Source organism: Acinetobacter gyllenbergii, from assembly GCF_001682515.1.
GTDB classification, from domain to species: domain Bacteria; phylum Pseudomonadota; class Gammaproteobacteria; order Pseudomonadales; family Moraxellaceae; genus Acinetobacter; species Acinetobacter gyllenbergii.
In genome coordinates, this window is the sequence record NZ_KV575261.1 from 1,086,760 (window position 1) to 1,108,225 (window position 21,466).

The following is a 21,466-nucleotide window of genomic DNA, read 5'->3' on the forward strand; positions in this document are numbered from 1 at the left end:
TATCTACTTAAATTTAGCGCATTTTACTCAAAATATCGTTTTAATGTCCATACAGAACCGTCTATTTATGACAATTTGCGTCACTTTTTTGTTTGTTTTATTTTAAAACTTCGAACCTTGCAATACGAATAGTCAGAATCAGAATTTGATTGATTCATTGTTTTAAATAATTAATCAGCTCTCTAAAACAAGTTAAACAGCTGATTAAGTCGAACTCAATGAAAATCAGTATCAACCGACAATATATACATCGCTCAATTATGTTGTCTTTGAGCTTTCAATAACTAAAAGTCAAAAGATGCCGAGAATAAGTATGTGCGAGGTGCGCCTAGCATTAAACTGGTAAATTGAGGCATCGACCAATAGGCCTGATTGGTCAGGTTTTCTACACTTCCACGAAATGTCACAGGAAACTGAGCAATCTGAGTTGAATACCGTGCCCCAATGCTATACACCTCTCGGCCAGGAACTGAAATCGTATTGATACGATTGATATATTGTTTAGAGGCAGCAGTTGCATTTGCGGTTAAAGTCAGACCTGGTACATAGTCAATATCCCCTTCTAAACCTAATTTTGCTTGTAGCTTAGGTACACCTGTTGCCATATTGCCAAGCTCATCTGGGTTTTGTGTTTTGGTCAGTTTAGGCTGGATATAAGTTACGCCCCCCATCACACGTAGTCCTTGTAAAGGTGCTCCCCAAAATCCCCATTCAATCCCACGATTTCTCTGCTCACCATCAATAGAGTAAATCGGCTTTTTACTGCTGTCCTGATTTGGAGTCGAATAACCACTCGGTGTTGTAATTTCATACACACTCAAGCTACTGCTAAAGCTTTCGACATCAAATTTAAGTCCGACTTCTTTTTGTTTGGTTTTATAGGGTGAAAAAATTTCACCATAATTGTCAAAATTTGAAGATGCAACGCCACCTGAACTTAGACCTTCAATATAGTTGGCATAAAAGGAAAGGTGAGGATTGGCTTTGATCAATATCGCTGCAGCGGGTGTCCATGCACTTTTATCATATAGACCATTTAGGTTCCGTATGCCATTTGCGTTCAAACTTTCCGTAACGATATTTTGATGACGTATACCTAAAGTCAGCTGGAGCTGGTCTTGGGCAAAAGATAGGGTATCGGCTAGACCATAACTGGTTAAACGTTCTTTGTTGCTAAAGATCGGAGCAATGGCAGCTCGATCTGGCTTTGCACCCCAATTGGGGTGATAGATATTGGTTAAGCGGTCGGTTTTAAAGCCTTGACGAATCCCGAACTCATCATCAAGCTCTCGATAGTGTGTTGCATTGAGGGATAGAGCATGCCCAATATTACCTATATTGAACTTCCCACGTAGCCCCACTTCTGCTGACTTGCGTTCGTATTCAAAACCTAAGTGCGCAATGTTAAACAGGATATCTCCGGCTTCATTCTGGATTTCGCCTTTTGCTGCACCCAAAGTACTGTATTCGGTCTTACTCATGCCTGCGGCGGCATATCCCATCCATTCAGGGTTGAAATCATATTCCCCTCGTAACATGACGCCCTTATCTTTGGTGTCAAAAAAAGTCCAGGTTGGATTTAATAAGGTTTTAGGATTGGGTGGCTTGGGAACCTTCACCCCAGTTTTCAGTGTGACCCCACGATTGATACCGTCATTCTGATCTTGACTGGTATATAGATCTGCTGAAATTCGCGCTTGCTCACCTCGCCAATCCAGTCCCAAAGACATTAATTGCGTCTTTTTATCTTGATCATCTATTGCACCTTCACCATCCCGATAAACACCATTGAATCGAACACCAAAGGCCTGATCTTGGCCAAAGCGTCTACCGATATCCAGATGCCCACCAAATTGAGCATTAGACATATAGCTTGTGGTCAATCGATTGATTGGTGTATCCGTTGCCCGCTTAGGCACAAGATTGACATTGCCCCCCAATGTCCCGCCAGGTGGCATACCATTTAACATCGCCGAAGGTCCTTTTAATACATCAATCCGTTCAAACATTTCAGGCGATGCACGGTAAAGCGGAGCAATACCATATAGACCTCCAAAAGCAGTATCTTTACCTGCGGGCGTACTGCTGGAGTTAAAACCTCGGATGGTATAGCTTTCCGCGATGACTCCAAAAGCACCCGTTGAATAGACAGAGGGATCAGTCGCAACAATCACATCAGTAATATCCCGTGCTTGCCGATCAGCAATATATTTCTCGGTATAGCTGATGACACTAAACGGGGTGTCCCGTAAGCTTTTATCACCTAAAAAACCAATCTGACCTTGCGATGCAATTTGCCCGCCTAAATCGTTCTGGTTTTCTTTATCGGCCTGAACCTGAATGGTTGCTAAGGTCGCGATGTTTTGATCTGTCTGTGCGGTTTTTTCTAAATCCTCAGCATGCAATGGAGTCAGTGGAAATAACCCCAAACCCAGCATGATTTGACTGACAACCAAATGTTTTAATTTAAATTGAGGATGATCATTTCTACATTGTTTAGATATACGGATACTTGAGTCAGGCATTGAATTTTTCATGGTTTTAAGCTCCTTTGGCTTTTTTTGAGCATGACTTTAGACCACACACTTTTTTTGATTAAAAAAGTATGTTCATCAAGAAGATTTCAATCGGTGGTTTAGGCTTTAGACTGAAGCAAGCCTCGCAATGGGATGCGTTAAATTATTGCCTCATGGTTGATATCCTTTGATCACATCATCGATCAAGATATGCATCGCGGTCGGACTCGCGGCCGTGGTGTACCAAGCATCGGCATCTACAAAAATGACTTTTCCAGTTTTCCATGCTTTGGTTTGACGTAATAAGGGGTTACTGACATTGTCTGCATTGATCGAGGCTCGGTGTTCCATCACCGCAGTTCGGTCTACAATAAATAGAATGTCGGGATCGGCCTGTTTAATAAACTCACTGGAAATCGGCTGTCCATGTAAACTGGTATCAGCCGCAGTACTGGCAGGTTTTACCCCCAAAGCATTAAAGACAAAGCCATAACGTGACTGCACCCCAAAATGACTAAACGCACCATTGTTATGTAAAACCACCAAGGCTTTTTCAGGTCGATCTGCAGTTATTGTGCGTACCTGCGCAACTTTAGCCTCTAACTCAGCGACTTTTTCAGCCGCCAATTTCTGTTTATTAAAAATCTGCCCCAACGTCTGTAAATGAGCTTTAATCATTTCAATATGATGTTGCTGGCTATTATTAAAATTAATGTCATAGTGCAGTGTCGGCGCAATTTCACTCAGTTCTATATACTTATCTGCTTGCAATGGCGTCATCAGTATAAGGTCGGGTTTAAGCGTATAAATCCGCTCCATATTGGGTTGTACAATTGACCCTAAGTCTTGCACATTGTGTTGATCCCGATACTTTTGCAGGAAGTGCGGGATAAAATCTTTAGACATGCCTGCGATCGGAACAGCAAGTTGATCGAGAAAATCGGCTTCGTTCATATCCAGCACCGCAACACGCTGCGGATAATACTCAATCAGCGTTGTACCTAATTGGTGTTTGACATTAAGCGGGGCTTCCCGTTTTTGTTCAGTCTGCGTCGATGCCGTCGGTGGTGGATGACATGCTGACAGTAAAATTGCAGCACTCACTGCACCTGCCAGCCCCCATAATTTGATATTTCTTTTCATATTTTCAAACTCCAGCTGAGTTGAAGTAATTGCACATATAGCCGCGTGTGCTGTTGCTAATTTCAAAATCAAGTTCATACAGATCGCTTAAGCGCTGTTCTGTCATCACTTGTTGAGTTGGACCGCTAAAACGAAGATTGCCGTGCTTTAATGCGACAATATGATCTGAATAATTGGCTGCGAAATTGATATCATGTATGACTAAAATAATCGTACGCCCCTGCTCGTCACACAAACGCCGCAAGGCTTGCATGATCTGAACCGCATGCTTCATATCTAAATTGTTTAAAGGTTCATCCAAGAGCAGTACATCGGTTTGCTGTGCGATGGTCATGGCTAAAAAAGCCATTTGTCGCTGCCCACCGCTCAATTCATCCAGATAAGATCTGCGTAGTGTTTCCAAGTTTAAAAATTGAAGCGCCTCATCAATCTGATCTTGATCTGTTGCTGTCAGCTTGCCGTGGCTATATGGAAATCGGCCATATGCCACTAATTCTTCAACCGTCATTCGTAGCTTAAAATCAGGTGATTGGCGCAGCGTGGCAACGTGCTTGGCGTATTCTGCAATCTTGATCTCAGTAATGTTTTTCTGCTTAAACAGGATCTCACCATGATTAGGTCTAGATAACCGAGCCATCATCATCAGTAAGGTTGATTTACCTGCACCATTCGGACCGATCAGCGAGGTGATTTGTTGTGCTGGAAATTCAAGACTGAAATTCCTTATGACAGGCTTTTTGCCATACGATTTATGCAGGTTGTGAATTTTAATCATGTCAAACCTCTGGCACGAACCATCAGTGTTAGGAAATAAATACCGCAGACCAGATTGACCAAAATACTGACCGTGGTTTTGTAATTAAAAACATGCTCAACCAAGATCTGAGCAACAAGAAAGATGCTAATTGCGATGACGCATCCCACCGCCAAGCTAAATTTATGCTTTAACGTGCCCACAAGCGCATAGGCTGTATTGGCAATAAATACACCCATAAATGCGGTAGGGCCAATTAAACTGGTCGAAATTGCAACCAACAACGCAATCAATGCCAGATAAAATTGCATGGCTCGATGATGATCAATCCCTAAAGAAATCGCTTGTTCACGCCCTAAAACCAAGACATCTAAAGTGGCTAACCTTTTGCGTAATAATAAAAAGATCACCAATACAATTAGGGTGGCATAAATCAGTGTTGTGGGTTGTACACGATTAAATGAGGCATAACTCAAAGCTTGAAAAACAGAAAATTCCCCAGGGCTGATTTTGAGCTGAACAAACTGTGTTGCAGTGCCCATCACCATGGTCAATACCAAACCAATCAGCAACAGTTGAAACACATCCATCTGCTCATGTGTCAGTAAACACCGATGTATCAGCCATGAATAAAGCAGCATGACCAAGATCGAGACAAAAAAATGCCCCTCTACTCCAAACCAAGACAATGTTTGCGTTCCCATCAGAAACAGCAGCATGACCTGCCACAGCAAGTAAACCGCTTCATAGCCCATAATGGAGGGCGTTAAAATACGGTTGCCGACTAGGGTCTGAAATATAATCGAGGAAAATGCTACGCAGATGCCACCCAATATGATCGTAGTCAGTCGCAACAGACGTTTAGGAATAACATGGTCAAAATCAAAGCCTGAACCCATAAACACAAATGCAATCGCCAACCCAATCGCCACGACAATAATCAAACCCAACTTTGTATTGTTGTTCATGTACGAAGCCCTCTCAAAATCAGCATGAGAAAGACCAGACCACCAACACCACCAGCGGTCAGCCCAATCGGGACTTCAAAGGGATAGAGCATGCTGCGTCCAATAATGTCGCAAAAGAGCAGTAAGCAAGCGCCACTCAGGGCCACGATCGGCAATGTTTTGGCGAGATTTTCTCCATATTTCAATGCCACCAGATTTGGAATCACCAAGCCAACAAAAGGAATGGCGCCAACCGTAATGACTGTGACTGAAATAGTAATTGCCACCAAAAACAAACCGATGATCACCGTGCTTGCATAGCCAAGACCAAGACTCGTTGCCATGTCCTCTCCCATACCAAGCACTGTCAAACGATGTGCAAAGACATAGGTCAATACGACCACCGGAAAAATAATGAAAATGATTTCATAATGGCCTTGTACTACACGGGAAAAATCACCGAGTAGCCAAGCTTGCATACTTTGTAGAATGTTATTTTGATAGGCATAGAATTCAGCCAATGCACTCAGAACACTGCCATAGATCAAGCCAATAACTGGAATCAATACGGTGTTTCGAAATCGAATACCACGGATGATTGCAATAAAAAGCACACTGGCCAACAAGCAAAACAACATTGCAAAAATCATTTTCATAATGACCGTTGCTGTCGGAATTAGTGTTAAGGAGATCAGAATGCCAAGCTTTGCTGCATCTAACCCTCCTGTTGTACCAGGTTCAACAAAGCGATTTCGCACAACATGCTGCAAAATTACACCGCAGATCGATAGACCAACCCCAGTCAAAATAATGGCAAGCAAGCGAGGGATTCGACTCGCCGTCAAGGTCAGCCAAGCATCACTGGACTGGCTAAACAATGCAGACCACTCTAGCTGCTGAGCACCAATCAACAGTGAAAGGATACACAGCAGACAAAAGCTGATTACCAAAATCAAGGGCATTGCTGTTGTCCCGCAACTTGAGGGGCTTGTCCAATCTGCCACCCTTTAATCATCTGGCTCTGCTGCAAATAACGTGAATAATGCCCATGCGTCAAACGTAATTGTTGAGGGGTTCCCTGCTCAACGACCTGCCCCTGATCCAACACAATAATCTGATCTGCAGCAACGACCGTGGCCAACTGATGTGCAATCACCAAAATGGTTTTTTGACCGCGTAGCTGATTCAACAATTCACAGATGATGGCCTGATTTTCGGCATCTAAAGCCGCTGTTGCTTCGTCGACCAAAAGAATCGGCGCATCTTTAATCAAAGCACGGGCGATTGCGATCCGTTGTCTTTCACCGCCAGATAAGCGCACACCTGCTTCACCAACCAGCGTGTTGAGCCCCTCAGGCAAACGGGCCAGCATTTCTGCGATTCCCGCCTGCTGAACCACCTGCATCACTTGATCATCTGTTGCATTCGGGTTACCCATCCGAATGTTCTCTCCGATACTGCCTGCAAACAGATAATTTTCTTGGAAGATCTGACTGATCTGCCCCATCAGTTGCGTATAAGGCAATTGCTTTACATCGACACCGCCGATCAGAACCTGCCCTCGGTTTGCATCAAAGAAACGGGCAACCAGTTTAGTTAAGCTGGTTTTACCTGAACCTGATGCCCCGATCAGTGCGGTCATACCGCCAGAGGCAACTTGTAGATCTACGCCTTGTAATACATAAGGCTGATCATCTTGATAGCGGAAATAGACATCCTTAAATTCAATCGAGTGATCACACAAGGATTGAACAGCATGGGATTCGTGCAAGGGTTGTTCATTTAAAATAGCTTGTATTGCCTCAAGTTGGCTCTTGGCATGACGTAAAATCTCGCTGTAACCAGCAAGCTCAAGCAAGGCATCAACAAATCGGCAAATCAATAATAAAGAAATACCCAGACTGGCAAATGCAGCCACGGTGGTGGTATCAACGGCTTGAAACGGCAACCAGAATACTACCGTCATCAACATCAAGATGAAAACAGCTTGAATCACCCAGATATTTAAAACGGCTGCACAAGATGACAATATGATGAGTTTGAGACCTGAGCGACGTTGCTGCTTGATTGCATCGTCTAAAAATCGCTGGCTATCGCCTTCTCCATTAAAGGCACGAAAAACCGATTGAGCCTGTGCAAACTCCACCATCCGTTGACTTGTTTCAGCAAATCTTTGTTGATAAACCTGATCGCTATGATGCGCAATTTTTGAACTTAACCAGAACACCACGACCATAACAGGAATTGCAATGAGTGCGATCAATCCAAGCAGGCTATGGGTCACCAATAAAGCAATGACAATAATCAGTGGCGTAACTATGCCTGTAATTAAGGGGGTAAAAACGTGTGCAGGCAGTTGCGCCACAGATATCATGCCCTGCGTCACCAGATGATTAAAACTTGCCGTATTTTGCGGATTAAACCAGCCCACCGCTAAGCCAGCGACATGGTTGCCAAGACCCAAACGCGCACGCTCTAAAACGGCAATCCCCACCTGTATGCCCATCTGCTCTACAATCCGTCGGAGCAACCAACAGAGAATAACAATGATCACCAATACACTCAGCCACAGCATGATTTGATCAAACTGTCCGAGCAATAATTGTGACAAGATAGAGGCCAATAGCAGAATGCTCACGCCACAAATCACGCCATAGAATACAGTGATGCCGATGTAACGATAAAAAATAGCTATGTCATCGCCCAGTAATCGAGAAAAAGTTTTTAGCATGTCTCCACTCCCTGTAAGCGTGAGGCATGTTTTTCTGTATGCGTCCATAATTGGGCATACAAGGCTCGGTTGTTTAACAGTGTGGTATGTGTCCCTTGTTCAATCACCTTGCCTTGATCAAGCACAATGATCTGATCTGCATGCATAATCGTATTCAAACGATGTGCAATCACTAAAACCGTTCGCCCTTGTGCCAGAACTGCAAGTGCCTCTTGAATGGCAATTTCATTTTCGACATCTGCTGCTGCTGTTGCTTCATCTAAAACCAGTACTGGTGAATTCAACAAAATTGCACGGGCAATCGCGATTCTTTGCCGTTCACCACCCGATAGCTGAATATCGTCACCCACAATCGCAGCATATTGTTTGGCTTCGGCCATAATACGTTGATGTATATTTGCAGCTTTTGCAGCCTGCTCAATTTCTGCCTGAGTCGCAGCCGAACGCCCGAGTGCAATATTCTCCGCAATACTGGCATGAATCAGTCGTGTGTCCTGCAACACAAAGCCAATATGCTGATACAGCACAGATAGCGCAATTTCCCGAAGATCAACACCACCCAATGTGATATGCCCTTCAGTTGGATCAAAAAATCGTAATAACAATTGGGCAATGGTTGACTTTCCAGCCCCAGAAGGTCCAACAATTGCAGTAACAGTGTTAGGCTCAAGCGAAAAATTCAGCTGAGAAACCACAAAATGCTTTGCATCATAGGCATAACTCACCTGATTAAAACAAATCTGGCTGTCCTGAATTGGCGAGGATTGCTGCGGTGAAACAACATCTAATATGGGTGTTTTTAATAGTGCTAATACCCTCTGTGCCGCCCCCTGACTGGCATGCACATCGTGCAACAAGGTATGCAGCAGTAGCACAGGCGCAGAAATCGCTGGCGCAACCAGCACAAAAGGCAGTACATCAAGCGGATGTAACCAACCTAAATAAGTCAATAAAGCAGCACAGATCAACACGACACCCAAAATAGTAATCGGTGAAATGAGCGCGTGCGCATGTGCCATAGACTTTATTAGTGGACGAGTAAAGGATTTAAAGGCCTGAGCAAATGAATACACAGCTTGTTGATAAGAAGCAGAGGCCTGTCCCGTCTGACCAAAAGTTTTTACAATTGGAATTGCATGAATAAACTCAATCGCAGCACTATTAATACGACCGAGCTGTGTAGCAAACTCCTGAATATTGCTTTCACTGGCATGTAAAGCTTTGCCTAAGAAAAAGAAAAAGCCCACAAATGGCAATAAGGCTAAAATTGCCATACGCCAATCCATCATGAATAGAAAAATGGTAGCGATTGAAATCGTCCCGATGGCTCGACCAAATGCTGGAAAAAAATGTGCCGTTAAACTATGCAGTAAACCAATATCATCCTGCATCAGCTGTTTCACTTCGCCAGAGTTTCGACTGGTAAACCAACCCAACGGAACTTGAGTCAAACGTTGGGTAATTTTCTGGGTCAATAAACCAGTAATTTTATGGTCAGCCAAATGAGCAATGAACTCACTGAACGTGATCAAAAGCATACCAATCAGCAAACAGCATATTCCCAGCACAATCCATGTGACGGTATCGGCAGTGATTTGTCCGGTCTCTAGAATGCTGATATTGACTGAAAGTGCTTTGACCAGATAAACAACACCGATCACAGGAACCAAACTTAACATCGCCCCCAGTGCCGCAGTCAATGAGGCTAAAACTAAATACCCACGTATTGGCTTCAATATGAAATTTAAAGGATTGGAATCTTGGGGCCGAACTTGTTCTACACGACTTGCACACATAGCAGCATCAATCCTGTGTTTGCTCATTTTTTCATTCAAGTTTTGCCACTCATCCTTCATACCAACAAGCGGCAATCCCCCTCAAATACAAATGAGAATTAATATCAATAGATTTAGTTGCATTGTAGTAAACTAATTAAATAAAGTAAACGATTTGACCCTCTAACATTGTCATGGCAACATGAAAAAATTGAATTTTATGGAATACAGATGACCTCTCTCAACAAATCTCCCGCACGCGGACGCCCAAGGACAATTACACATGAGCGCATCATGAATGCAGGTATTGAGATCGGTTTACTCAACATCACCTTTGTCGGCGTTGCTGCGGCTTTGGGAATCAGCCATATGGCTTTGTACAAACACATTTCCAGCCTTGAAGAACTCAAGTACATGATTGCTGAAGAGATTTTCACCCGATGGCAAATACCGTTACCATCTGCAACCCGTGCTATGCCACTCAAAGATTATCTGCTTGAATTCATGCACTCTATTCGTGAACTGGTAAAGTCAAACCCGGGACTGACGCCTTACTTAATTCGTAGAATGGCTTCCACCCCATCGATGGTGGCTAAAATTGGTACGCATCACCAAGTCGTTGCTCAAGCCTACTCGTTGTCGCTTGATCAAGCCCGTTGGCTCAATTCCACCATCGCCTTTCACTGTATTGCTGTGGCGGATACGATCTATACGGTGGCAGGGAAAGCACCCACTCAAGCACCAGACCGTGCCAGTGAAGAGGCTGAAATGGAGGTCGAATTTATGGACAGTATGCAGGCTTTAATTATTGGGACATTAGCGTTGCTTGAAACAAAAAAATAATAGCGCTTGTTTTAATTTAACGATGAATTCCCGATCAAGTTAATGTCACCTGTACAAAGACGAGAATTCTACTCAATTCATTTTTATTATTTTTAATCAAAGCATATCCTGAGCGATATGCCCTGATTTTTATTTCAACAAATTCCTATTATTTTATGGCTTAGAATCTTGCACGTAGCGATAACGTCAGATTACGTGGCTCACCCCAATAGACAATTTTGGTGATGCTATTAAAGTCTCCTAGAGCTAAGCTTAAATGCTATTTATAATTATTATTTTTCAATAAATTAAAGTTCTATGATTGAATCATCCTCGCGCTCTAAAATACGCGGACCTGAGCCCTGCTCTGCCAGAATATCTTCTGGATTACGCAAACGGCATTGTTCCAAAGATAAACACCCACAGCCAATACACCAGTCCATTTCATCCCTTAAACGAGTCAGCTTCTGGATTCGCTCATCCAAGTCCTTACGCCAACAGGTGGATAATTCTGCCCACTGCTCAGCCGTTAACTTGCTGCCTATCGGGTAAACACTCAACGCCTTTTTAATCTCCTCCAATGAAATCCCAACTTTTTGCGCGACTTTAATAATTCCGATATAGCGCAGCACAGACAAAGGATAACGACGTTGATTGCCATTGGTGCGAATACTTTTAATCAGTCCTTTAGACTCATAAAAATGTAGGGTGGAAACGGCGACGCCACTTCGTTTAGCCACCTCTCCAACGGTTAGCATTCGATTGATATCAATTTTTCGTTCGAGTGTCATGACTCAATATCTCAAGATTACTTTAGGTTTTATAGTTCACAGCAACGTGATTTGTCAATTTGATCCCGAACATTATGCTAAAACAGTAAGAATAAACATTAAAAAACAAATGCATAAATCCACATCAATTACGCGTTATCTCATTTTCAACATCCCCTTTTCCACTTTTTAATTTTACAGCACAACCCATTGACCTCAATATAACTTGAGGTTTTAGACTGCTGAACACTGCATCCCCCAAATGCAATTAAGCAATTCATTTTTAATGTTTTTCAGCAGTCTGTCTGAATCTACTCAGGAAATACGCCTATGCCGTACTTCATTAAATCAAGTTTAGAAAGCCAATGGTTATGGATCATTAGCCGATGCTTTTTGGCACTGTTATTTTTTAGCTCAGGTCTCAGCAAAGTGCTGGATGTCGATGCAGGCTTTCAAGAAATGCAAGCGGCAGGTTTAGAACCCGCTTGGCTGTTTAATTATGCCTCGGCACTGATTTTACTGGTGGGCAGTTACAGTGTTTTATTTGATCGCTACCTCTGGTTAGGTGCTGCACTGCTGTCTGTTTTTCTAGTGATTACGATTGTACTGGTACATCGCTTTTGGAATATGTCAGGGGTACAAGCACAAATCTCGCTGTATTTTGCACTTGAACATATTTCAGTGATTGGAGGTTTAATCGGCATTGCGATTGCCAGCCATTTTCGTCAACAGCTTCAAGATGTTGGAGTGATCGCATGAGAACCAAACTGCGTATTGTGCTGATCATCAGCATGTTAATCATCATTGCTGTAGCTGCTTATTTTTATTTTAAATCCCGCACAGCCGAGCATGTTTCCAGCTATCGTTATCCACCGGTCAAGGTCGCGCTGACCACCGTCAAGCAACAAGTCACGCCCCGTATTCTGTCCAGTATTGGCGAGTTAGAAGCAGTACGGCAAGTGCAAGTGTCTGCGGAAACCACAGGCGTGATTGAACAGATTTATTTTCAATCAGGACAATACGTCAAAAAGGGGCAATTACTGGTTCAACTAAAAACCAATGTCGAGCAAGGCAATTTAGGGCGGCTACAAGCCAAACTCAAACAGGCCGAAATGGCCTATCACCGCACCAAGCAACTGATTGGTAGCAATGCGATTTCACGCGCTGAAATGGATACGGCATTAGCGGATCGAGATATGACCCGTGCTGAAATCCAGCAGCTACAAGCCCTGATTGAACAGAAATCCATCCGTGCGCCCTTCTCTGGTGTAATCGGGATTCGCCAAGTGCATCAAGGGCAATATCTGGAAGCAGGCAGCAGTATTGCCAATCTGGTCGATACACAGCAACTGCTTGCCAATTTCACATTGGATGAACAACTGGCTGCACGCTTAAAAACCGGCCAAGCCGTTCAACTGAAAATAGATGCCTTTCCTGAACAAAGTTTTTCTGCGGTGGTGAGTGCGATTGATCCGATGGTGAGTAAATCCAGAACCATGATGGGACAGGCACTGCTCAATAATCAGCATCAACAGTTAAAACCAGGCATGTACGCAAAAATAGAAATACAGGAAGCCAATCTGCCGAGTCTGGTGATCCCTGAAACAGCGATTACCTATACCGCCTATGGCAATACAGTGTTTCTGGTCAAAAAAGACCACAACACTTTGACAGTTCAACGTGTTGCGGTCGAACTCGGCGAACGTCATCAAGGTTGGGTCGAAGTGCAATCGGGTGTCAAAGCTGGTGACCAAGTGGTGGTTTCAGGACAAGTCCGACTTAGTGATGGTATGCAAGTTGAACCCACAGAAAATACCTTGCAGCAGTCGCCCTCCTCCCCAAGCACAGCCAAAGTGTAAGGGGACGTACAGATGAAATTTACCGATCTTTTTGTAAAACGCCCTGTATTGGCTCTGGTGGTCAGTACCCTGATTTTATTGGCGGGTCTATTCTCCCTGAATAAACTGCCGATTCGCCAATATCCCTTATTAGAAAGTTCAACCATCAGCATCAGCACTGAATATCCGGGTGCATCAGCTGAACTGATGCAAGGTTTTGTCACGCAACCGATTGCACAAGCGGTCTCTTCGGTTGAAGGTATTGATTACCTCAGTTCGTCCTCAGTACAAGGCCGCAGTGTCATCACCCTGCGCATGCAACTCAATCGAGACTCCACTCAAGCCCTGACCGAAGTCATGGCCAAGGTCAACCAAGTTCGCTATAAATTGCCAGAACAGGCATTTGACCCTGTGATTGAACGCTCCTCAGGCGAATCGACCGACGTGGCTTATATCGGCTTTTCCAGTGAACAACTGTCTATGCCCGAGTTGACCGACTACCTATCACGGGTGGTTGAACCGATGCTATCCACCATTGAAGGCGTGGCAAAAGTTCAAACCTATGGTAGCCAACGCCTCGCGATGCGGATCTGGTTGGATGCAGACCGTTTGGCCAGTCGTGGCGTGACCGCTGCCGATGTCGCCAGTGCGATTCGTCAAAACAACTACCAAGCCGCCCCCGGTCAAATCAAAGGTGAATTGGTGGTTTCCAATGTCAACGTGTCAACCGAGCTAACCAGTATTCAAGACTTTAAAAATCTGGTGATCCGTAATGATGGGCAGAACCTGATTCGTTTGCAGGATGTCGCCACGGTTGAACTCGGTGCAGCATCTACCGAAACCAGTGCCTCGATGGACGGGCAACCCGCAATTTTTATTGGTTTACAGGCCACTCCAACAGGTAATCCACTGGTGATTGTTCAAGGCATCAAGGATAAATTGCCTGAGATACAGAAAACCTTACCGCCGAGTGTCAAAGCCAATCTGGCTTATGAAACCGCACGTTTTATTGATGCTTCGATTGATGAAGTGCTGCATACCTTTATCGAAGCCCTGATTATTGTCATTGCTGTGATCTATCTGTGCTTAGGTTCACTTCGTAGTGTCTTGATTCCTGTGGTGACAATTCCACTCTCAATGCTGGGCGCTTTAGGCCTGATGCTGATTTTTGGCTTTAGTATCAACTTACTGACCTTATTAGCGATGGTACTGGCAATTGGACTGGTGGTGGATGATGCCATTGTGGTGGTGGAAAATGTACACCGCCATATTGAAGAAGGCTTGTCACCTATTGCCGCCGCACTGGTAGGTGCACGTGAAGTCGCAGGCCCCGTGATTGCCATGACCATTACCCTTGCTGCCGTCTATGCGCCGATTGGTCTGATGGGTGGATTAACGGGCTCATTATTTAAGGAGTTTGCCTTAACACTCGCAGGTGCTGTTCTGGTTTCTGGACTTATTGCCCTGACGCTCTCCCCTGTAATGAGTTCCTATCTGCTGCAATCCAAGCAGGACGAAGGCCGCATGGCCAAAGCCGCAGAATGGTTTTTTGAACGCTTGACCCACATTTACCATCAGGTATTGCAATTTTCATTGCAGCATCGCTGGATTACCGTGGGCTTTGCCGTTGCTGTTTTTGCCAGCCTGCCTCTACTCTATCAACTCCCACAAAAGGAATTAGCACCACTAGAAGATCAAGCCAGTGTCCTCACTGCAATTAAAGCACCACAGCATGCCAACCTGAACTACGCCGAACATTTCAATGCCGAATTGGATAAAGTATTTTGGACGCTACCTGAAACCAGTACCACATGGATTATTAATGGAACCGATGGCCCAGCAGCCAGTTTTGGGGGTACCACCTTATCCACTTGGGCTGAACGTAGCCGTTCTGCAGATGAAATTCAACAGGAATTACAAAGCAAAGTGGGCGCTGTAGAAGGAAGCAGTATTTTTGTCTTCCAAAATCCAGCCTTGCCTGGTTCAACAGGTGGACTGCCAATTCAGATGGTGCTGCGTAGCGCCCAAGACTATGCCACCATTTATCAAACCATGGAAAATATCAAACAAAAAGCCCGTGAAATTGGTCTGTTTGTGGTGGTAGACAGTGATCTTGATTTCAATAATCCGATGCTGAAAATTGAAGTCGATCGTGCCAAGGCCAATAGCTTGGGCATTCGAATGCAGGATATTGGCGAGGCGCTCGCCACGCTCGTGGGTGAAAACTATGTCAACCGTTTCAGTATGTTGGGCCGTGCTTATGATGTCATTCCGCAAAGTATCAAAAACCAGCGTCTGACTGCGCAAGCATTGACCCAGCAATTTGTACGCACCGATCAAGGAACACTGATTCCCCTGTCTACTGTTGTGCATTTAAACGAAACCGTTGAACCGAATAAGCTGACCCAGTTTAACCAACAAAATGCAGCAACCTTCCAAGCCATTCCTGCACCTGGGGTTTCACTCGGTCAAGCCTTGGCCTTCCTTGAACAAGTCACAGCCGAGTTGCCCACAGGGTTTAGTCATGACTGGCAAGCCGATGCCCGTCAATATATGCAGGAAGGCAATACCTTGTTATTTGCCTTTTTGGCTGCCTTGGTGGTGATTTATCTGGTCTTGGCCGCGCAATATGAAAGTCTGGTCGACCCGTTCATTATCTTAATTACCGTGCCCCTGTCGATTTGCGGTGCTTTGATTCCTTTGGCTTTAGGTTATGCCACTGTCAATATCTACACCCAAATTGGACTGGTCACCCTGATTGGTCTGATTAGTAAACATGGCATTCTCATGGTTGAATTTGCCAATGAATTGCAACTGCATGAAGGGTTGGATAAACGTGCCGCCATTCTCAAAGCAGCACAAATTCGCTTACGCCCGATTCTGATGACCACGGCAGCAATGGTATTTGGTCTTATTCCACTGCTGTTTGCCACTGGAGCAGGTGCACATAGCCGTTTTGGTCTTGGTGTCGTGATCGTGTGCGGCATGTTGATTGGTACCTTCTTTACCCTGTTTGTATTGCCCACCATTTATAGCCTACTGGCGCGTCAACATAACCAAAGTTCGGCTCGTGTACAGGAACTACAGAAAATTGATGCGATGGAGTACGAAGCATGAATAACGATCTAGTCTTCGCCAAAAGCTCCCAGCATCATTCATACAAGCAGGTCATAAGCACTGGACTCATCATGGCAGCTTTGGCTCTGTCACTCAGTGGCTGCCAAAACCTTCAACCACAACCTCCCATCGCCAATGCTGATATTCCGAACAGTTATGATCATTCGATTCAAGGCAACTCCATTGCTAGTCAAGGCTATCAACAGTTTCTTGCCGATCCACGTTTAGTGCAAGTGATTGAACTAGCCCTCAGTCATAATCGTGATTTACGCAGCGCAAGTCTGAATATTCAGCGCGCACAGCAATATTATCAGATCAGCAAAAATGATCAGTTCCCGATGATTGCTGGTCGTGCAGAGCTGCTTCGCCAAGTCTCTCCGACACTTGACCCCAACAATCCCAGTTCAAGCGTTCAAGTCGGCCTTGGTTTGACGGCGTATGAACTGGACTTTTGGGGACGGGTTCGCAATCTGAAAGAGGCAGCACTGGATCGTTATCTGGCGACCCAAAGTGCGCGTGATGCCATGCAAATCAGTTTGATCAGTCAAGTCAGCCAAGCTTGGTTAGATTATGCCTTTAGCAATGCGCAGCTCAAACTTGCTCAACAAACACTGGCGGCACAATTGAATGCTTATCAGCTCAATCAAAAGCGTTTCAATGCTGGCACTGACAGTGAAATTCCCTTGCGTCAGGCACAGATCTCAGTCGAAACTGCACGTCATGATGCGGCCAACTCGCAAACTCAGCTGGCACAGGCGCAGAATTTACTTAACCTGTTGGTCGGTCAGCCGCTTCCAGTGCATCTCTTGCCACAACAACCTGTTCAAAACATCAGCAGCACCACAGTGTTAAGCACTGGTTTAAGCAGTGATTTACTGAATAATCGTCCAGACCTCAAACTGACTGAGTATCAATTGCACGAAGCGGGTGCCAATATTGCGGTTGCTAAAGCGGCACTATTTCCCAGCATTCGTTTAACGGGTTCAGCAGGCTATGCATCGACTCAACTCAGTGATCTATTTAAATCAGGTCATGCGGTCTGGTCGATTGGTCCTAGTCTAGATCTGCCAATCTTTGACTGGGGCACCCGTCAGGCCAATCTCAAAATTTCAAAAATCGAGCAGCAAATTGCGCTGTCGAATTATGAAAAATCCATTCAATCAGCCTTTAGAGAAGTCAATGACAGCCTTGCTACGCGTGCCTATATGGATGAACGGATTTCAGCACAACGGCGTTTGGTCAATGCGACACAAACCACCTATCGGCTCTCAAACACCCGTTTTCGTGCAGGGATTGATAGCTATTTAAGTGTCTTGGATGCACAACGCGCTCATTATGCTGCTGAGCAAAGTTTACTAATGCTAGAACAGGCACGACTGAATAATCAGATTGAACTCTATAAAGTCTTGGGTGGAGGTCTCGCACAACAATAATGATAGGATGTTTCAAGGATAGCTTAGGCTATTCTTGAAACACTATATATGTTCTCAAATAAGCAACATGTTTAAGCGTTGGCCTGAATAAAAATGTGCAGTAAAGTGATGCGTTTTAAATCTGTTCGAGTGACATACTTGTTTTTATTTTTAAAATTATGCTGGCTTTAATCTCAATCAAAAATATAGGCTTTAAAATTAAAATGAACCGTTGTTAAAAATTTAAGTTAAAAGCGAAACCATTATTTCTCCTTGCTTAAAACCTTCTGCATAAAGCTCCCAATTTCATCTAGGGCCTGTTCAGACTTGTGAATAAAGCGATTAAACATCTGAAAGTTATGCCACATATTTTCATAAACATGCAGATGAACCTGCACACCCGATTGCTGGGCACGTTCAGCTAAATGGGTCGCATCATCGACCAAAATTTCCTCGCTGCCTGCTTGAACCAACATCGGTGGAAGACCGCTTAAATCAGCAAAAATAGGTGAAATGCGTGGATCCTTGGATTGTAGTTGCCCACGATATCCATCCCCACCACGTTTTAAGGCATAGGCGCGAATCATTGGATCTCGTTTGGCATTGTTATAAACAGAAGCCGAACTTAAGCTGATATCGACATAAGGCGAGATCATCACCATTCCAGCAGGTAAAGCATCTCCTGCCGATCTCAGTTCAACGGCTAAAGCTAAGGCCAAAGCACAACCACCGGAATCTCCCCCCAAAATAATCTGTTCAGGCTTCCAACCATCATTCAATAAATGTTGATAGACCGACTTCACATCATTCAATGCCGCTGGGTAAGGATGTTCAGGCGCACGTCGATAATCCAGCATATATACGATGAGCTTGCCCCGTGCAGCGAACTCGGTCGATAAAGCGCGATGCGTCCGAGACGAACCTGCAAAGAATGCCCCACCATGACAGTGTAAGAGTACCCCTTGCGCTTCATTTTCAGGTGTTGCCACTTCGGCGAAAACAATACGTTGATCCCGTGCATCTCTCAATTTAATCTGTTTGACCCAAACATCGGCTCTAGGTTTAAAAATAGTTGAGCCGACTTCCATTGCAGTACGCAACACTGGAAATGGTAAAGCCAGACCACTAGCCAGTTTAAAACTCAGTCGCAAACCTATTTTCAGACCTGTTTCAATTATCTTTTGCTGCATCATGTGCTCCTATTCATGACATCACCGAGTCATCCTTTAACTGGCTTTTTTATCAGTTTCAGACTCAGTAAAACCAAGGACATAGTCGTTAAGATCACAATGCGCTAAGCGAGATCGCATTTCAAAAGTCGTCCACGGCCATAAGGTACTATTACGTCCATTGCGATCGATAAAATAGCTGCTGCATCCGCCCGTATTCCAGACTGTATTTTTTAATGCGGCTTGGATTTCATCATTGTACTGTTCCAATACCTCAGCACGAATTTCAATAGTTTCAATCTGTTGTGCCTGTACTTTTTTCAGCATGTCCAAGATATACGCCAATTGCGCCTCAATGATGATCAGTGCGGATGAGCTGACCGCAATATTAGGACCAAACATCACAAAGGCATTCGGACAACCTTCAACCACGGTACCGAGATAACCTTTAGCACTGCCCTGCCAGACTTCATCCATGCTTTTGCCATGTTTATTACGGATCTGTTTGGCAATCGGTGGATTACTCACTTCAAAACCTGTACCAAAAATAATCGCATCGACCTCATGTTCTGATCCATCACTGGCGATTAGCGTATTACCACGTACTTCTTCGACTCCACAGCGCAACACCTCGACATTCGGTTTTGCTAATGCGGGATACCATTGATTCGATTGTAAGACGCGTTTACAGCCAATGGTAAAATCAGGCAGAAGTTTTGCTCTTAATGCTGGGTCTTTCACCCCTAAACGAATATTCAATTGGGCTAAGCGTTCAATCTGGCTGACCAATTTTGGATGATGCATACTAGAATTTAACGATTCAAATACACCATAGACACCATAACGGGTTAAACGTTGTGTAATGGGAAGTACTTTAAACAGTGCCTGTGCAAGCTTGGGTAGACTCTGATCCATTTTTGGCAATACCCATTGTGGGGTACGCTGTAGCAAAGTAAGTTTTGCGACTTGGGCTTGAATCTCAGGTACAAATTGAATTGCCGAAGCGCCTGCCCCAACAACAGCAACCTTTTTACCGTTTAAGTCAAAAGCATGGTTCCATTCTGCCGAGTGGAACTGGGCCCCTTTAAAGGTCTCCAAACCTTTAATTTTCGGCAATACAGGTTGATGCATTGGTCCACCTGCCATAATCGCAAAACGGGCATGGATGAGACCTTGATTGGTTTTCATCACCCAATGCTTGGCCTGATCATCCCAAGCACTTTCCAGCATTTCATAGCCAAAGCGGACATACTTTTTCACATCGAATTGCTGTGCAACATGTTGTATATAGGTCTTAATTTCTTGCTGCTGTGCAAACACCCGACTCCATTGTGGATTTGGTGCAAAAGAATAGGAATACAACGCTGATGGGACATCGCAAGCACAACCTGGGTAGGTGTTGGCACGCCAGACACCACCAATTTCATCAGCTTTTTCCAAGATTACGATATCTGTAAAACCCGCTTGCTGTAATTTAATCGCGGCGCCAATCCCTGCAAAGCCAGCCCCAATAATCACCACATGAAATTTTTCGATCTTCGCCATGAGTTGTAATCCTTATTTTGTCTGTGCCAGTTGGCTTAAACGTTGGCTATATGCTTTACGATCATTCTGATCGAGACCTTTTAAAATTCGATCATCCCCGATGAATTTACGAAACCCTGTATTCAACCAGTGCGGTACCAATCCATACGCTTTCGGGGTATGGGTTAAATAATTCGGCACCGCAATTTCAGCCAGATTATGCGCTACTGCTTGGATAATCGCATTCGCTACATCTTGCGGTTCTACGGTCGGAATCGGCAAACTGTCTCCTGTTCCAGAGGACAATTCAGTTAAGACCTTAGAAGGTAAAACAGCGGATACACCAATCGGCGTATCTCTGAGCTCCTGTTGCATAGAAGCGGTCAGCCCTACCACTGCAAATTTAGTTGCACAATAAATACTAGCACCCGGAATCGGATATTTACCTGCCAGAGAAGCGACATTGACGATATGACCTGTTTGTCGCGCCAGCATTTTGGGCAGTACTGCTTTCATGCCATGAATCACCCCACGTAAATTAATATCAATTTGCGCATCGGTGATGGCTTGGCTTTCCTCGACCATCGCCCCCATTGGCATAATGCCTGCGTTGTTGACCAAGATATCTACTGGCCCAAGTGCTTTTTCAATCTGCACAATCAAGTCATGAAATGAGTTCTGTGACCGCACATCCAAATAGCCACCAAAACCTTGCACTTTAGTGGCGGCTTGCTGAGCCAACTCCAGATCAATATCGCCAATTGCCACTTTGGCGCCGAGTTTTCTAAAGGCAACGGCGGTGGCTAAACCAATCCCTCTCCCTCCACCTGTAATCAGCACTACTTTGTTTAAAAAACTGTATTTTTTTCCCATGTGCAGTTCCTTTTATTAGTCAAAAAATCACCAATTCGGAACATAATGTCATTTACGGAATGATGTGTCAATTTT

At 44.4% G+C, this 21,466-nt stretch carries 16 protein-coding genes; 5 read left to right on the top strand and 11 right to left on the bottom strand.

Annotated features, from left to right (window positions below):
* Window positions 1-284: 284 nt before the first annotated feature.
* The 7 genes from NG55_RS05400 to NG55_RS05430 form a co-directional block, all read right to left on the bottom strand.
* On the bottom strand, window positions 285-2,537 hold the full coding sequence (locus NG55_RS05400) for a TonB-dependent receptor (RefSeq protein ID WP_065342591.1): 2,253 nt from the start codon (window positions 2,535-2,537) through the stop codon (window positions 285-287).
* 150 nt (window positions 2,538-2,687) lie between these two features.
* Complete coding sequence (locus tag NG55_RS05405; RefSeq protein ID WP_065342592.1) at window positions 2,688-3,659, bottom strand: siderophore ABC transporter substrate-binding protein; 972 nt, start codon at window positions 3,657-3,659, stop codon at window positions 2,688-2,690.
* A 4-nt stretch (window positions 3,660-3,663) separates the two neighbouring features.
* On the bottom strand, window positions 3,664-4,434 hold the full coding sequence (locus NG55_RS05410) for an iron ABC transporter ATP-binding protein (protein ID WP_065342593.1): 771 nt from the start codon (window positions 4,432-4,434) through the stop codon (window positions 3,664-3,666).
* Window positions 4,431-5,381 carry an iron chelate uptake ABC transporter family permease subunit gene (locus tag NG55_RS05415; RefSeq protein ID WP_065342594.1) on the bottom strand — a complete coding sequence of 317 codons (951 nt, stop codon included), beginning with the start codon at window positions 5,379-5,381 and terminating at the stop codon, window positions 4,431-4,433. Before NG55_RS05415 ends, NG55_RS05410 begins: the two co-directional genes overlap by 4 nt.
* Window positions 5,378-6,322 carry an ABC transporter permease gene (locus NG55_RS05420; protein ID WP_065342595.1) on the bottom strand — a complete coding sequence of 315 codons (945 nt, stop codon included), beginning with the start codon at window positions 6,320-6,322 and terminating at the stop codon, window positions 5,378-5,380. The genes NG55_RS05415 and NG55_RS05420 overlap by 4 nt, the downstream gene beginning before the upstream one ends.
* Window positions 6,313-8,091, bottom strand: coding sequence for an ABC transporter ATP-binding protein (locus tag NG55_RS05425; protein WP_065342596.1), 1,779 nt, complete (start codon window positions 8,089-8,091; stop codon window positions 6,313-6,315). The genes NG55_RS05420 and NG55_RS05425 overlap by 10 nt, the downstream gene beginning before the upstream one ends.
* Window positions 8,085-9,887 (bottom strand): ABC transporter ATP-binding protein, encoded by a 1,803-nt coding sequence (locus NG55_RS05430; RefSeq protein ID WP_065342714.1) that lies wholly within the window; start codon window positions 9,885-9,887, stop codon window positions 8,085-8,087. Before NG55_RS05430 ends, NG55_RS05425 begins: the two co-directional genes overlap by 7 nt.
* 273 nt (window positions 9,888-10,160) lie before the next feature.
* On the opposite strand from NG55_RS05430, the gene NG55_RS05435 reads away from it, so the two are divergent.
* On the top strand, window positions 10,161-10,709 hold the full coding sequence (locus NG55_RS05435) for a TetR/AcrR family transcriptional regulator (RefSeq protein WP_228704159.1): 549 nt from the start codon (window positions 10,161-10,163) through the stop codon (window positions 10,707-10,709).
* 287 nt (window positions 10,710-10,996) lie between these two features.
* On the opposite strand, the gene soxR is transcribed toward NG55_RS05435, so the two are convergent.
* Window positions 10,997-11,479: a redox-sensitive transcriptional activator SoxR gene (soxR, locus tag NG55_RS05440; RefSeq protein ID WP_065342598.1), complete on the bottom strand. Its 483-nt coding sequence runs from the start codon at window positions 11,477-11,479 to the stop codon at window positions 10,997-10,999.
* A 309-nt stretch (window positions 11,480-11,788) separates the two neighbouring features.
* Between soxR and NG55_RS05445 the strand changes: the two genes are divergently transcribed.
* Genes NG55_RS05445 through adeC form a run of 4 tightly spaced genes read left to right on the top strand, consistent with a single transcriptional unit; the run spans window position 11,789 to window position 17,846 of the window.
* Complete coding sequence (locus NG55_RS05445; protein WP_016541875.1) at window positions 11,789-12,217, top strand: DoxX family protein; 429 nt, start codon at window positions 11,789-11,791, stop codon at window positions 12,215-12,217.
* Window positions 12,214-13,317 carry an efflux RND transporter periplasmic adaptor subunit gene (locus NG55_RS05450; protein ID WP_065342599.1) on the top strand — a complete coding sequence of 368 codons (1,104 nt, stop codon included), beginning with the start codon at window positions 12,214-12,216 and terminating at the stop codon, window positions 13,315-13,317. Before NG55_RS05445 ends, NG55_RS05450 begins: the two co-directional genes overlap by 4 nt.
* 12 nt (window positions 13,318-13,329) lie before the next feature.
* The gene (locus NG55_RS05455) at window positions 13,330-16,413 is read left to right on the top strand and encodes a MexW/MexI family multidrug efflux RND transporter permease subunit (RefSeq protein ID WP_065342600.1); all 3,084 of its coding nucleotides are present in this window, start codon (window positions 13,330-13,332) and stop codon (window positions 16,411-16,413) included.
* On the top strand, window positions 16,410-17,846 hold the full coding sequence (gene adeC, locus NG55_RS05460; RefSeq protein ID WP_081408960.1) for an AdeC/AdeK/OprM family multidrug efflux complex outer membrane factor: 1,437 nt from the start codon (window positions 16,410-16,412) through the stop codon (window positions 17,844-17,846). The genes NG55_RS05455 and adeC overlap by 4 nt, the downstream gene beginning before the upstream one ends.
* Window positions 17,847-18,088: 242 nt before the next feature.
* Here adeC and NG55_RS05465 read toward each other — a convergent pair whose 3' ends face one another.
* The 3 genes from NG55_RS05465 to NG55_RS05475 are packed head-to-tail and all read right to left on the bottom strand — an operon-like array spanning window position 18,089 to window position 21,391.
* Window positions 18,089-19,015, bottom strand: coding sequence for an alpha/beta hydrolase (locus tag NG55_RS05465; RefSeq protein ID WP_065342601.1), 927 nt, complete (start codon window positions 19,013-19,015; stop codon window positions 18,089-18,091).
* Between the two features lie 36 nt (window positions 19,016-19,051).
* Entirely contained in the window at window positions 19,052-20,539 is a 1,488-nt protein-coding gene (locus NG55_RS05470) for a flavin-containing monooxygenase (RefSeq protein ID WP_065342602.1), read from the bottom strand.
* A 12-nt stretch (window positions 20,540-20,551) separates the two neighbouring features.
* Window positions 20,552-21,391, bottom strand: coding sequence for an SDR family oxidoreductase (locus NG55_RS05475; protein WP_065342603.1), 840 nt, complete (start codon window positions 21,389-21,391; stop codon window positions 20,552-20,554).
* Between the last annotated feature and the right edge of the window lie 75 nt (window positions 21,392-21,466).

Bases quoted from the DNA above. Each gene is read 5' to 3' on its own strand.
- NG55_RS05400 (WP_065342591.1), bottom strand. From the start codon at position 2,537: ATGAAAAATTCAATGCCTGACTCAAGTATCCGTATATCTAAACAATGT.
- NG55_RS05405 (WP_065342592.1), bottom strand. From the start codon at position 3,659: ATGAAAAGAAATATCAAATTATGGGGGCTGGCAGGTGCAGTGAGTGCT.
- NG55_RS05410 (WP_065342593.1), bottom strand. From the start codon at position 4,434: ATGATTAAAATTCACAACCTGCATAAATCGTATGGCAAAAAGCCTGTC.
- NG55_RS05415 (WP_065342594.1), bottom strand. From the start codon at position 5,381: ATGAACAACAATACAAAGTTGGGTTTGATTATTGTCGTGGCGATTGGG.
- NG55_RS05420 (WP_065342595.1), bottom strand. From the start codon at position 6,322: ATGCCCTTGATTTTGGTAATCAGCTTTTGTCTGCTGTGTATCCTTTCA.
- NG55_RS05425 (WP_065342596.1), bottom strand. From the start codon at position 8,091: ATGCTAAAAACTTTTTCTCGATTACTGGGCGATGACATAGCTATTTTT.
- NG55_RS05430 (WP_065342714.1), bottom strand. From the start codon at position 9,887: ATGTGTGCAAGTCGTGTAGAACAAGTTCGGCCCCAAGATTCCAATCCT.
- NG55_RS05435 (WP_228704159.1), top strand. From the start codon at position 10,161: ATGAATGCAGGTATTGAGATCGGTTTACTCAACATCACCTTTGTCGGC.
- soxR (WP_065342598.1), bottom strand. From the start codon at position 11,479: ATGACACTCGAACGAAAAATTGATATCAATCGAATGCTAACCGTTGGA.
- NG55_RS05445 (WP_016541875.1), top strand. From the start codon at position 11,789: ATGCCGTACTTCATTAAATCAAGTTTAGAAAGCCAATGGTTATGGATC.
- NG55_RS05450 (WP_065342599.1), top strand. From the start codon at position 12,214: ATGAGAACCAAACTGCGTATTGTGCTGATCATCAGCATGTTAATCATC.
- NG55_RS05455 (WP_065342600.1), top strand. From the start codon at position 13,330: ATGAAATTTACCGATCTTTTTGTAAAACGCCCTGTATTGGCTCTGGTG.
- adeC (WP_081408960.1), top strand. From the start codon at position 16,410: ATGAATAACGATCTAGTCTTCGCCAAAAGCTCCCAGCATCATTCATAC.
- NG55_RS05465 (WP_065342601.1), bottom strand. From the start codon at position 19,015: ATGCAGCAAAAGATAATTGAAACAGGTCTGAAAATAGGTTTGCGACTG.
- NG55_RS05470 (WP_065342602.1), bottom strand. From the start codon at position 20,539: ATGGCGAAGATCGAAAAATTTCATGTGGTGATTATTGGGGCTGGCTTT.
- NG55_RS05475 (WP_065342603.1), bottom strand. From the start codon at position 21,391: ATGGGAAAAAAATACAGTTTTTTAAACAAAGTAGTGCTGATTACAGGT.